7 protein-coding genes and 1 riboswitch are annotated in these 13,186 nt (G+C 64.9%); of the genes, 5 read left to right on the top strand and 2 right to left on the bottom strand.

Going from position 1 to position 13,186, the window contains the following annotated elements; genetic code table 11:
* Nucleotides 1-46: 46 nt before the first annotated feature.
* Nucleotides 47-1,015, bottom strand: coding sequence for a thioredoxin-disulfide reductase (trxB, locus tag AMD14_RS10640; RefSeq protein ID WP_003482910.1), 969 nt, complete (start codon nucleotides 1,013-1,015; stop codon nucleotides 47-49).
* A 283-nt stretch (nucleotides 1,016-1,298) separates the two neighbouring features.
* Here trxB and AMD14_RS10645 point away from each other — a divergent pair, with 283 nt between their 5' ends.
* The 3 genes from AMD14_RS10645 to lolA all read left to right on the top strand — a co-directional run bounded on the left by AMD14_RS10645 (nucleotide 1,299) and on the right by lolA (nucleotide 6,471).
* Nucleotides 1,299-3,656 carry a DNA translocase FtsK gene (locus AMD14_RS10645; RefSeq protein WP_003482906.1) on the top strand — a complete coding sequence of 786 codons (2,358 nt, stop codon included), beginning with the start codon at nucleotides 1,299-1,301 and terminating at the stop codon, nucleotides 3,654-3,656.
* Nucleotides 3,657-3,827: 171 nt separating this feature from the next.
* The gene (locus AMD14_RS10650) at nucleotides 3,828-5,735 is read left to right on the top strand and encodes a DUF3857 domain-containing transglutaminase family protein (protein WP_171843859.1); all 1,908 of its coding nucleotides are present in this window, start codon (nucleotides 3,828-3,830) and stop codon (nucleotides 5,733-5,735) included.
* A gap of 64 nt (nucleotides 5,736-5,799) precedes the next feature.
* Nucleotides 5,800-6,471: an outer membrane lipoprotein periplasmic chaperone LolA gene (gene lolA / locus AMD14_RS10655; RefSeq protein ID WP_015472033.1), complete on the top strand. Its 672-nt coding sequence runs from the start codon at nucleotides 5,800-5,802 to the stop codon at nucleotides 6,469-6,471.
* Nucleotides 6,472-6,592: 121 nt separating this feature from the next.
* Here the strand turns inward: lolA and xopZ are convergent, their stop codons facing one another.
* Nucleotides 6,593-10,828, bottom strand: a complete 4,236-nt coding sequence (gene xopZ, locus AMD14_RS10660; RefSeq protein ID WP_040107613.1) for a XopZ family type III secretion system effector — start codon at nucleotides 10,826-10,828, stop codon at nucleotides 6,593-6,595.
* Between the two features lie 169 nt (nucleotides 10,829-10,997).
* Between xopZ and AMD14_RS10665 the strand changes: the two genes are divergently transcribed.
* Together AMD14_RS10665 and crcB are read left to right on the top strand one after the other, a co-directional pair.
* Complete coding sequence (locus AMD14_RS10665) at nucleotides 10,998-12,371, top strand: replication-associated recombination protein A (protein WP_011051277.1); 1,374 nt, start codon at nucleotides 10,998-11,000, stop codon at nucleotides 12,369-12,371.
* A gap of 2 nt (nucleotides 12,372-12,373) precedes the next feature.
* Nucleotides 12,374-12,441: riboswitch (Fluoride riboswitch) on the top strand.
* Nucleotides 12,442-12,549: 108 nt separating this feature from the next.
* Complete coding sequence (gene crcB, locus AMD14_RS10670) at nucleotides 12,550-12,951, top strand: fluoride efflux transporter CrcB (RefSeq protein WP_011051278.1); 402 nt, start codon at nucleotides 12,550-12,552, stop codon at nucleotides 12,949-12,951.
* Nucleotides 12,952-13,186: the final 235 nt, after the last annotated feature.

Below are 13,186 nucleotides of genomic sequence, written 5' to 3' on the forward strand. Positions count from 1 at the left end.
TTTGGCGATGCTGGCCGCGTGGCGCGGCCGGCAATCAGGCGCCATCTCAGGCGCTCTTGTCGAGGAAGCGTTCGGCATCCAGCGCGGCCATGCAGCCGAAGCCGGCCGAGGTGATGGCCTGACGGTAATGCTGGTCGGCCACGTCGCCGGCGGCGAACACGCCGGCCACCGAGGTTTCGGTCGCCGCGCCGTTCAGGCCGGAACGAATCTCCAGGTAGCCGTTGTTCATTGCCAGCTGGCCATCGAACAACTGCGTATTCGGGTGATGGCCGATCGCCACGAAGAAACCATGCGCATCGATATCGCGGGTGCTGCCGTCGATGGTGGACTTGACCCTCACGCCGGTGACCCCGGCATCGTTGCCCAATACTTCGTCGATGGCATGGTGCCAGACGGTCTCGATCTTGCCGGCGGCCACCTTGGCGAACAGCTTGTCCTGCATGATCTTTTCCGCACGCAGGGTGTCGCGGCGATGTACCAGGTAGACCTTGCGGGCGATGTTGGACAGGTACAGCGCCTCTTCGACCGCGGTGTTGCCGCCGCCGACCACCACCACATCCTGGTCCTTGTAGAAGAAGCCGTCGCAGGTGGCGCAGGCGGAGACGCCGCGGCCCTTGAAGGCTTCTTCGGTGGGGATGCCCAGGTACTTGGCGGTGGCGCCGGTGGCGATGATCAGTGCGTCGCAGGTGTACTCGGCACCGTCGCCGATCAGCCGGAACGGGCGTTGCGACAGGTCTGCCGTGTGGATATGGTCGAAGATGACCTCGGTCTCGAAGCGCTCGGCATGCGCCTGCATGCGGCTCATCAGGTCCGGGCCCATCAGGCCATGGGGGTCGCCCGGCCAGTTGTCCACTTCGGTCGTGGTCATCAGCTGGCCGCCTTGTTGCAACCCGGTGATGACCACCGGCTTGAGGTTGGCGCGGGCGGCATAGACCGCGGCGGTCCAGCCGGCCGGGCCGGAGCCCAGGATCAGCAGGCGGGAATGCTTGGCGGGGCTGGCAGAAGAGGCGCTCATGTATACTCGCGATCTAGGAATTGGTGGGGAAGGCGAAGTCATTCGCGTCCCCGTGGCGGCATAGAGTGGCGGTCCCCACCTGGTGAATCAAGGCGGCGCGATGGAACTGCTTGAACCGCAGATGGCATGGTCCGCTCAAACCACGTGCTCGACGCCGCCTTGTGCGGCGTTTTTCGTTGAGCCGCGCCTGGCTGCATGACCAGGGGGCATGCAACTGCTGAAACCGTGGCTCCGGTCGTTTATTATCAAACACTAACAGCATTTTTCTAAGGTCTGGCTACAGGTGGCAAAGCAGGTTCCCGAACGCAGCAGCAAGCCCGCAGAGGGCAAATCGTCGTCGCGCAAGACGGCGGCGGCGGACAATCCGCGGCGGCAGAAGCTCTGGCGCGATCTGGCCTTGATCGCGGTGGCGCCATTGCTGCTGTATCTGCTGGCCAGCCTGTTCACTTATTCGGCGACCGATCCGGGTTGGTCGCGCACCGGCAATCTGGTCGCGCCCATCCACAACATGGGCGGCCGATTCGGCGCGCTGGCGGCGGATGTGCTGCTGCAGCTGTTCGGGTATGTGGCCTTCCTGCTGCCGGTACTGTTGGGGGCGGTGGCCTGGATCGCCTTGATCGGTGACCGCGAAGAGCAGACCCAAAGCGATCTGGGGCCGGCGCTGCGCCTGGTCGGCATGGTGGGGTTCCTGATTTCGTCGACCGGCTTCCTGCACCTGCGCCTGTTCCAGGGCGAGGTGGCCGAGGCCGGCGGCATCCTGGGCAAGTTGGTCGCCGGCTCGCTCAGCTCCGGCTTCGGTGCCTTGGGCGCGAACCTGTTCGTGCTGGTGCTGCTGCTGGTCTCCATCACCCTGGCGACCGGCTTGTCGTGGTTTGCGGTGATGGAGCGCATCGGCAAGTGGGTGCTGGCGCTGGGGCCGCTGATGCAGCGCAAGACCCATCAGGCCACCGAGTGGCAGCAGACCCGGGTGATGCGCGAGGAACGCGAGGAAGTGCGCAAGGTCGATGCGGTCAAGCAGGCCAAGCGCGAACCGGTGAAGATCGAGCCGCCGCCAGCGCCGGTAGTGGAAAAAAGCGAGCGCGCCAAACGCGACACCCAGATTCCGATGTTCCAGGGCGTCAGCACCGACGGCTCGGACTTGCCGCCGCTGGCGCTGCTGGACGACCCCAAGCCGCAGACCAAGGGCTATTCCGAAGAAACCCTGGAAACGCTATCGCGGCAGATCGAGTTCAAGCTCAAGGACTTCCGCATCGAGGCACAAGTGGTCGGCGCCTATCCGGGACCGGTGATCACCCGTTTCGAGATCGAGCCGGCGCCGGGCATCAAGGTCAGCCAGATCAGCTCGCTGGACAAGGACATCGCCCGCGGGTTGTCGGTGAAATCGGTGCGTGTGGTGGACGTGATCCCTGGCAAGTCGGTGATCGGGCTGGAAATACCCAACGTCAGCCGCGAGATGATCTTCCTCTCCGAATTGCTGCGCTCCAAGGAGTACGACAAGTCGGCCAGCCCGCTGACGCTTGCCCTGGGCAAGGACATCGCCGGCCGGCCGACCGTGGCCGACCTGGCGCGCATGCCGCACTTGCTGGTCGCAGGTACCACCGGCTCGGGCAAGTCGGTGGCGGTCAATGCGATGGTGTTGAGCCTGCTGTTCAAGGCCTCGCACAAGGAACTGCGGATGCTGATGATCGACCCGAAGATGCTCGAGTTGAGCGTCTACCAGGGCATCCCGCACCTGCTGGCGCCGGTGGTCACCGACATGAAGGAGGCCGCCAACGGCTTGCGCTGGTGCGTGGCCGAAATGGAGCGCCGCTACAAGCTGATGAGCGCGGTGGGCGTGCGCAACCTGGCCGGCTTCAACAAGAAGGTCAAGGACGCCATCGACGCCGGGCAGCCGATGATGGACCCGCTGTTCAAGCCGAACCCGGAACTGGGCGAAGCGCCGCGGCCGTTGGAGACGCTGCCGTTCATCGTCATCTTCATCGACGAATTCGCCGACATGATGATGATCGTCGGCAAGAAGGTCGAAGAACTCATCGCGCGCCTGGCGCAGAAGGCGCGCGCGGCCGGCATCCATCTGATCCTGGCCACGCAGCGGCCGTCGGTGGACGTTATCACCGGCCTGATCAAGGCCAATATCCCAACCCGCGTGGCGTTCCAGGTCAGCTCCAAGATCGACTCGCGCACCATTCTGGATCAATCCGGCGCCGAAGCGCTGCTGGGCAACGGCGACATGCTGTATCTGCCGCCAGGCACGGCGCTGCCGGATCGCGTGCATGGCGCCTTCGTCAGCGACGAAGAGGTACATCGCGTGGTCGAGCATCTCAAGGCGAGCGGGCCGGTGTCCTACGTCGAAGGCGTGCTGGACGAAGTCCAGACCATGGGCGATGGCACCGTGGTCGGTGCGACCGGCTTGCCGGAAAGCAGCGGCGGCGGTGGCGACGAGTCGGACCCGTTGTACGACGAAGCCTTGCGCATCGTCACCGAGACCCGGCGTGCCTCGATTTCCGGCGTGCAGCGGCGTTTGAAGATCGGCTACAACCGCGCCGCGCGTCTGATCGAAGCGATGGAAGCGGCCGGCGTCGTCAGCCCGCCCGAGCACAATGGCGACCGTACCGTGCTGGCACCGCCGCCGCCCAAGTAGGCGCCGGCGATGTCGTGACGCGTTTCAGGTGCAGCCCCCGGTTGGGCGCCTGCAGCAATGCCGCATTGTTGGAAGTCCGTGCCTGTCATTGCCGGGCACAACGGCTACCCTGTGGGCGAGGGCCGCTCCGGCCCGCCGTGATCGAGACCCATGTTGCATCGTCCCTCGTTAGTGCTCGTGCTGCTCCTCTGTATTCCGCTGCTTGCCCAGGCACAGCAACGGCCCGCACCCGCTGCCAGCGCTGCAACACGCACGCAGGCCGACACCAATTACAGTTTCGTGCGCTACCGCGCCGACTACGAGGTGCGCGCAGACGCCAGCAGCGTTGAAACCGACGAGTACGAGATCCTGCTCAAGACCAAGTCGGCCGTGGAGCAGTTCAGCCAGGTCCGGTTGAGCTATAGCGAGAAGATGGAAACGCTCGAAGTGCTGCAGGCGTATACCGTCACGGCCGAAGGGCTGCGCCAGGACGTGGCGGCCGACAAGATCTATACCCAGGAAAGCTATTCCAGCGCCTCGGCAGCGATGTATGCCGACCGCAAGGTGAAAGTGGTGGTGTTCCCGAATCTGGCGCCGGGCGCGCGCATTGTGTACCGCGTGCGGCGGGCGCAGAACACGCCGTATTTCCCCGGTTACTTCAGCCTGTGGGAGACCTTCAGCGTGTTCGCGCAGTACGACGATGCCGTGATTACGTTGGTCGCGCCCAAGGGTCTGCCGATGCATCTTTCTGCACGCGGGCTGCAGGGCGGCACCAAGCCAGTGGTGCGCGGCGACCAGGCACGCTGGGAGTGGCGCTACCAGCGCAGCGCGCCGATGAAGAACCAGAACTGGAGCGCGGCCACCTGGGAGTTCAGCCCGACCTTGATGGCCAGCACCTTCGATAGCTGGTCGCAGATGGGCCTGGCTTACCACGTCAAAGGCGGGCGCGCCGCGGCGGTGACGCCGGCGATCCAGGCGCTGGCCGATGAGGTCACGCGCGGTATCGATGCGCCGCGCGCGCAGGCTGCCGCGCTGTATGCATGGGTGGCGCGCAATATCCGCTATGTGGCGGTGTATCTGGGCAATGGCGGGCTGGAACCCAACAGCGCAGAGAGCATCCTGGCCAACCATTACGGCGATTGCAAAGACCACACCGTAATTCTGGAGGCCCTGCTTGCGGCCAAGGGAATTGCCAGCACACCGGTGCTGATCGGGGCAGAGGGTGGCCCGACCTTGCCGGAAATCCCGGTGCTGGGCCGCTTCAATCACGCCATCACCTACATTCCCGCATTCGATCTGTACGTGGACTCGACCAACCCCTACGCGCGCTTCGGCCAGTTGCCGGCCGGCGATCTCGGCGCGCCGGTGGTGCATACGCGCGATGGCAAGGTCACGCAGACGCCGCCGAACGACCGCAAGGTCAATCGCTATGTCGCCCGCACCGACTACCGGTTCACGCCGCAGGGCGATCTGCAGGGCACCACCACGCTCGACAGCGGGCAGACCGGCGAAGTGGGCTTGCGCGCGATGTTCGTGCAGCTCAATGCGCAGAATCGCAACCGGATCGAAGGGTCGATCCTTGCCCAGTCCGGTTTCGACGGCACCGGCGATCTGCTGATTCAGGGCGACCCGCTGGATCTGGATGCACCGTTCAACTACCGCTACACCTTCCAGGCCAAGGACGCGGTGGATTTCTCGGTGGTCGGCGGCATGACCTTGCCGGACATGCCCGGCGCCGAGTCAACGCGCGCCATCTACACCACCACCTCGGCCGAAAACAATCTGACCCCGTTTTACTGCAACGACAGCGTGCGCGAGGAAACCTACGTGGTGACCTTTCCCGAGACGGTGCCGATCATCGCCATTCCGCGCAGCAGCACCTTTCGCAATGCCGCCGGCCAATACCAGGCTGAGTGGACACGGCAGGGACAGACGGTCACCGCCGTGCATCGCCTGCAGCGCGCCGCCGTGCGCGGGCCTCAGGCGCTGTGCCAGCCGCAGGATTACCGTGCGTTTCGCGAACTCTATCAACAGGTGAGGCGCGGCTTTCGTGGGCAGATCGTCTATGGCGATCTGACCAGGGTGCAGACGGCACAATGAGGCGGATTGCCGCGCACACGCTGCCATCTGAACACGTCGTGCGATAGCGCTCGCCCATTCATCTATGAAGTATCAGAATCTACGCATTCCCTTCTGGAAGACCGCGATGCATCGCCAGCTCCGTTATGCCGTCCTTGCCACTGCTCTGTTCGCCAGCACTGCGTTTGCCGGTGCGCGCCAGGAGCTGGATACCTTCACGCGAGGGTTGAAGGGTCTGGATGGGCAGTTCAGTCAGCGCGTGACCGACGCGAATGGCCGGGTCAAGGAGACCTCGAGCGGGCGGGTTGCACTGGCAACGCCGCGCCAGTTCCGTTGGGAATACGCCAAGCCCTACAAGCAGCTGATCGTGGCCGATGGCAAGAAGGTCTGGGTATTCGACCCGGATCTGGAGCAGGTCACCGTGCGCGCACAGGGCAGCGAAGAACAGAACAGCCCGCTGGTTGCGTTGATCGACCCGGCGCTTCTGGACAAGAAGTACGACGTCAGCGAAGAAGCCGCGCCACGCGACGGCCTGCAGTGGCTGTCGCTGACGCCCAAGGTAGACACCGACGCCAGCTTCCAGATCGCCTCGCTGGGGTTCGGCAGGGAAGGCCTGGCCAGGATGGAAGTGGTAGACGCGGTCGGCCAGCGCACCGCGATCGGCTTTAGCGGCTGGAAGCGCAATCCGGCGTTTGCTGCAGACACCTTCCGCTATACGCCGGCCAAGGGCGTGGATGTGGTGGGCGACGCGCAGTAAAAGCGTCTGCGGCACGCTCGGATGAAGGCATGGCGTAGCGAGCGGCGGCTGTGCCTGTGAGGGCCGCGGCAGTCGCTGTGGCTCGACCGAGACGCCCTACACAGGGGCGATGCCGGCAGCGCTACGGGACTGGCTCGTACGGGATCCACTGACCGACCGTCCGCATCGCCTCCGCTGCCTGGTTGGTCTGGCGTTTGATGAAGAAATCGATGCCACGCTCGCGCTGGCGTTTGCCCTTTTCGCGCAGGATCAGGATGGTCGGTTCCCAGATGCCTGGGTGGCTGATCAGCTCATCGAAGGCGCGATCGGCCTCCGCCGCCTGCGCTTCGCATCCGGCGACCCGCAATAGCTGGGCCTGCGCGCGCAATGCGTCCAGGTGCGGTGCAGCCTCCGCCTGCAGCACCCAGTCCACGATCAGCGAGGCGAACTTGTTGTCTTGCATGTGGAGGCGGACCCGGTCGATGAAGTCCTGTAACTGGCGCTCGGCCACCATATAGAGCCGCTGCTCGTCGACCTTGCCCTGCAGTTTGGAGATTCCGTAGTGGGTCCATAGCTGCCAGTTGCGTTTCACCTCGCGTTCGAATGAGGCGAAGTTGAAGAATTCGAAGCCACGATCCGTGCGCACAGGATCGATTTCGTTGTTGAACATCCACAAGGTGGAGAACGTATTGCTGCCGGCCGAGCGCAGTTCCCTGCTATAGCCGAGATCGAGCGTGGCCATGGACAGCCGCGCCACTGGCGTGGGCGGCGCATTGCCGGTGCTTGGGTGCGTCCACTGCTGGGCGACGAGACTGGCCGATGCGCGTCCTGCAATCTCCACCCTGGATTGCGCGCTCGAATCCTTCAGCACCATCGTCATGTAGCCTTCGATCGGCGTCTGCGAACGGGAGGTTTCCCGCCGTGCTTTCAGGCCGAGCGATGCCCCCAGGGTGGCGCGGCGCGGTCGGCCGTCCATGTTTCCCACGCGCACGCCGGCAGCGACGCTGAGGCTGGATTCGGTGGCCGTAGCGTTGCGCTCGGCATGGCCGATCAAGCCGACGGTGATGCTGGGGTGGTGCGCCAGCAGCTCCCCCAGAAAGTCGCGCTCGCTCAACTGGCCTGCATCGCCGCCGGATTGCTCGGCGAGTTGCAGCAAGTGTTCAAACATGGCCAGGAATTGCGCGCGCTGCTCCAGCTCCTGGCCCTTGCCCCGCCGTGGTACGCGGATCTGCACGCCGTGCTCGATGCCCGATTCCTTTTTCATGCGCCACTCGGCTGCGCCTGTGATGCCCACCGGTGCGTGTTCGGTACCCGGCAGCAGCACGCCTGCGCTAATGCCGGTGCTGGCGTTGAACTGCCGCGCCTTCTGCCGCCCGATCTGCAGCGACAGCCCGGTTCGCCCCATGTAAATCTCCACCGAGCGATCGGAACTGGTCTGGCCGCCCGCGGAGAGTTTCAGTCCCAGGCCGCTGGGGATGATCGCAAGCGCAGCCGACAGCGGCGTCGTATTGAGTCCGATCACACGTTGCTCGGTGAGACGCAGCTTGTCGCGCCATTCCAACCGTTCCATCAGGTTGCGCAGGCATTCGAATAGCGCGCGTGGCGACTTGACGCGGGAGGTGTCGCCTTCATGCAGAAAGCGACTGGCATGACCCACGGCCCGATGAAAGTGGTCGCGCGCGACCGACGCCAGTTCTTCGTCCAACGGCGCTGCACCGACCGGCAGGTCGCTCGGCTGTCCGGCGTGGTCGAGCAGGCCGCGTTGGATCAGACGCAGCGTTTCCGGCAGACGCATGCGGCCCGCGCGTAATGCAGCCCAGGCGGACGCGATCGCTGGATGGCACGCCGCCGGCTGCAGGTCGTCGGCCTCGTTCACGGAGGCAGCCACCGAGCGCTGAAGCTCCTGGGCACGCCGTTCGATCGTGCCCAGCACCTTGGCAGTGAAGGTCAGGTCGGTCGCGTTCTGCTCGTGTGGGAGCCATTGCGCGTATTCCAGTAGCGCCTGCATTGCCAGTTCGTCCTGCGACGGCATTCGCCCGCCCGCCCGCTGGATCTGGCGGCGCGCGACGAGCCAACTGGTCAAGTGGCCGGCCGCCTCTCGGAAAGCGTCGTTGGCACGCCGCTCAGCGGTAGGAAGCGCTTCGGAGGCCCCAACCTTCATTCCCAACGCAAGTGCGTTGAAGGGATTGAGGGCGCGCTTGCCGCGCGGTGCGCTGCCTGCTACCGCCCATTGCGCAAACATTTGCAGGCATGCGTTGACGCGCGCATAGGGTGAACCTGCTCCGGTGGTTTCGTAGCCGTTGCGGAACGCATGAAAGGCGCCGCGCTGGGCATCGGTTGCAGACTGCAGGCCCTGCAGCGGCGAGTCTCCATGCACGGCATGGCGCGCTCCCATTTGCGCATCGCCCAGCCAGGTGCGTTCAGCCTGTTCTGCGTCCGGGGTGAGTGCAAGCCGGTGGCTTGCACGCAGGTGGATCTGCGCCGCCTCCAACCATTCCCTGGAGGGGGGCGTGGGTTCTTCGCGCAGCATGTGCGAAAGAACCTGCATGCCGCGCGGAACGCTGGCCAACAGGCCGACGCAGGCGGTGACCGTCTCCATCGTCGGGACCGCCTCGGCAGCGATGGAGACCTGTGGCGGCGGGATCAGCTCACGCAACTGCACCACGCCCAGGCGTTGCAGCGTGCTGGCCGCTGCCGTGGCATCGCCGTCGCTGGCGATGGCCAAGGCTTGCAGGGCGATGCGCAACGCGTCGACCGGCTGCAAGGCGTCGCTCCCGAACGCAGCGCTGCGGCCATGCAGACCGTCAGCCCAGGCGCGTAGTACCTGTCGATTCACGGGGTCGATGGTTTGCTCGCGAAAGCCGGGTAGGGCCTCGAGCAGTGCCTCCATGGTGTCGGCGACGATATCGGCAGCGACGGGCAGGGCCTCATCGGCCGGCGGATGTGCGGCTGCATGTTCCACCACGCGCTGCATGTCGCCGTTCGCTGCTTCCAGCGCGCTGACCGTCTGTTCGTACTGCCACAACTCCTCTGTGTTGATTCGCGACGAATGCCGCGCCTGCTGCAGTTTCGCGTCGACCTGGGCGAGGCGCTCCTGTAGGCGCCGCGCATTTCGCTGACAGCGCTCGGCATGCGTGCGTTGCAGGGTCAGCATGTTCTCGTCGCGTCCCAGCCGTGTGCGCAGTGCCTCGATTTCCCGGTTTCGCTCTGCAGCAAGGTGCGAGCCGAGCGTGCGAGGCGCCGGCCTGTTGGCAGAGCTGCTTGCTTGATCCGACTGCAACGCATCGCGCGCTTGCGCATACGCGCTCCGCAATTGATCGATCTCCGCGTTAGCATCCGCAAGTGCTTGCTCTGCTTGTGCTGCCTGCGCCGAGCCGCGGCCGAAAAAGACCGCTTTGGCCAGCGTATCGCCGCGCGCGCGCGCCTGCTGCACTGCGTGTTCGAGCCGAGTGCAGGTGCGCCGCAGCTGTAAGCGATCGACGCCTTGCTGCGCGTCGGCCGAGGATGGGCCCGCGTGCGCTGCGACAGCGCGCGACGGCTGATCGTCCGGTAGCGCGTTCAATGTCGCGCGTGCGGAGAGGATGTCCGACTCGAGATCGTGGATTGCGGCCGCCACTGCATCAGTTTGCAGATGACATCCCTGCAGCTGTCGCAGCAGTTCGGCGCGTTCGCGCGTCAGCACGTGGATGCTGTCGCTGAGGTTGGCGGCGCGCCGGGCTCTCAAGGCCAACTGCCCGCGTGCAGCCTGTAGCGTTTGTGCATGTGCGTAGATCAGTTCGTCCTGGCGACGCCGGGAGATGCGTGCGGCCAGGTCGTTGTTGGATTGCGCCAGGCGGGCGATCAGCGCCTCATTGAGATCCTGGGTGGCATTGGACAGTAACGGGGCTGCTTGCAGATCACGGGCGGTAGTGGCGTTGCGATCCGATTGGCCGGCTGGTGTGTCCCGCTCGTACTGCACCGAGGAATAGCGCAGCAGGCTCGTATGTGGTTCTGGCGAACCGCTACTGAGCCCCAATTGCTCTGCGGCCTTCCTGCAGGGCCGCAGGAGAGCGTGTTTGCGTTTGGGAGCGGCTTTCAATCCTGGGTCGACGACACTTGGCTGTCTCGCTTGCTCAAGCAGCGTCGCGGACCAACCCAGCGGATCGTCCTGGGCCTGGATCAGTTCCGCCTCGAACGCGCATGGGTCCGGAGTCGCCAATTTGTTGTGCGTCTGCCGCCGCGCAGAAGGCTTGGATGGATGCGAGATGGTCTCGGCCATCCCTGGAAGGCAAGCGGTGATGGCAGAGGGGCGAAGCGGAATGCGGGGCATGGTGAAATCCGTACGCTGAACGTGCCGCTTGCGCTGGCGCAGCTCGTGGCCGATGCGAGGTGCAGGCAAGCGATGACATGCGATGACTCGTTACTCAGTAACAGTATTGCGCTGCGCAGTCGATGCGGTGCACCTGCGCGAAGTGGTCGCTTGGAAAGAGAACGTCGACGTCCCTGCCAGCGACGGCCGAACACTGCGTTGTGGAACGTCCATCAGGCGCAGGCGGTAGAATAAAGGGGTGAGCAAAGCCAAACGTCCCGACTCGATCACACCCGATCTGCTGCATGTCGATCGCAGCGCCATGGGGCCCCTGGCAGAGCGGATGCGGCCGCGCACGCTTGACGAGATGGTGGGGCAGAAACGATTGCTGGCTCCCGACAGCGCCTTGCGGCGCGCGGTCGAATCCGGGCGCGTGCACTCGATGATCCTGTGGGGTCCGCCGGGATGCGGCAAGACCACATTGGCCTTGTTGCTGGCGCACTACGCAGACGCCGAATTCAAGGCGATCTCGGCCGTGCTGTCCGGCCTGCCGGACGTGCGGCAGGTGCTGGCAGAGGCCGCGCAGCGTTTTGCCGGTGGCCGCCGCACCGTGTTGTTCGTCGATGAGGTGCATCGCTTCAACAAGGCGCAACAGGATGCGTTCTTGCCGCATATCGAACGCGGCACGATTCTGTTCGTCGGTGCGACCACTGAAAACCCGTCCTTCGAGTTGAACTCAGCGTTGTTGTCGCGCTGCCGCGTGCATGTGCTGGAAGGCGTGTCGCCGCAGGACATCGTCGAAGCCTTGCAGCGTGCCTTGCGCGATGCCGAGCGCGGCTTGGGGGCCGAGACGATCCAGGTCAGCGAAGCATCGCTGCTGGAAATCGCCAGCGCCGCCGACGGCGATGTGCGTCGGGCCCTGACGCTGTTGGAAATTGCTGCGGAACTGGCGGCAGGCGAGGGTGGCGAGATTACGCCGCAGACGTTGCTGCAGGTGCTGGCCGACCGTACGCGCCGCTTCGACAAGAACGGCGAGCAGTTCTATGACCAGATTTCGGCGTTGCACAAGTCCGTGCGCAGCTCCAACCCGGATGCAGCGCTGTACTGGCTGACGCGCATGCTCGATGGCGGGTGCGACCCGGCGTATTTGGCGCGTCGCTTGACCCGCATGGCGATCGAGGACATTGGCCTGGCCGATCCGCGCGCGCAGAGCATGGCGCTGGAAGCCTGGGACATCTACGAGCGCCTCGGCAGCCCGGAGGGCGAGTTGGCATTCGCACAGCTGGTGCTGTATCTGGCCAGCACTGCCAAATCCAACGCCGGCTATGCTGCCTTCAATCAGGCCAAGGCCGAAGTGCGCGCCACCGGCACGCAGGAGGTGCCGCTGCATCTACGCAACGCACCGACGAAGCTGATGAAGACGCTGGGTTACGGCCAGGATTATCAGTACGACCATCATGCCGAGGGCGGTATCGCGCTGGATCAGACCGGCTTCCCGGATGCGATGGGCGAGCGCGTGTACTACAACCCGGTGCCGCGCGGAATGGAGATCAAGCTGAAGGAAAAGCTCGATCGGCTGCGCGAGGCGCGCGCGCAGGCACGGGCTGACAAGGCCGGCAAGCCCACGGCATAATCGGCCGCACAGGAGATGGCATTCCTCCTCGAACCGCACGCACCCGCGCGCTGATGATGCCTGCCCACCCCGCCGGGGCGGCAGGTCTGTGCCCCGGCATCGCTCTTGACTCAGGAAGGATGACGCCGATGTCGCACACTATTTTTTCGAAAGCACGCTCCGGTCGCGGGGTGCGCGCATGAATGCACCGGTGTGGTGGCAACAGCTGTTGCTGGCGATGACCGGTGGTGCGCTGGGATCCGGTTTGCGTTTTGCGATCGGTGCCTCGTTGATCCAGCGCTTCGGTAACGTCTTCCCGTGGGGAACGCTGACGGTGAACCTGCTCGGGTCGTTCGTTGCCGGCGTGTTGCTGGTCTGGCTGGATGCACGCGGGCCATCGAGCTGGCCGCTGCGGGCCTTGTTGATCGTTGGGGTGATCGGTGGGCTGACCACGTTTTCGTCGCTGATGATGGAGTGCCTGGTATTCGCGCGCACCGACCGCTCGACGATGATCGGCATCTATCTGGCGGTGACCTTGCTGGCTGGACTGGCGCTGGTCTTCGCAGGTGCGCGGACCGGTCAATGGCTGGTGACGCGCTGAGCGCGACCGCCTGGTCGCGGTGTGTGCGGCGTGCCCATTGCCGTATCTACATCGCCAGCTTCAATCGCCGCGGCGAGATGACCGATGCAGCAGAATGCAATGCATCGCGTTTCAATGACGCGGGGGGATATGCGTTGGATCGCCTCGCCGCGACGTTGGCGAGACCGCGTTGACCGGCAGAGCAAAGGGCGTGCTTGCGCACGCCCCTTTGGCGACAGCATGGAAATTTGATCGC

The sequence above is a fragment of the Xanthomonas citri pv. citri genome (assembly GCF_000961215.1).
GTDB classification, from domain to species: Bacteria; Pseudomonadota; Gammaproteobacteria; order Xanthomonadales; family Xanthomonadaceae; genus Xanthomonas; species Xanthomonas cissicola.

Bases quoted from the DNA above. Each gene is read 5' to 3' on its own strand.
- lolA (WP_015472033.1), top strand. From the start codon at position 5,800: ATGAAGTATCAGAATCTACGCATTCCCTTCTGGAAGACCGCGATGCAT.
- trxB (WP_003482910.1), bottom strand. From the start codon at position 1,015: ATGAGCGCCTCTTCTGCCAGCCCCGCCAAGCATTCCCGCCTGCTGATC.
- crcB (WP_011051278.1), top strand. From the start codon at position 12,550: ATGAATGCACCGGTGTGGTGGCAACAGCTGTTGCTGGCGATGACCGGT.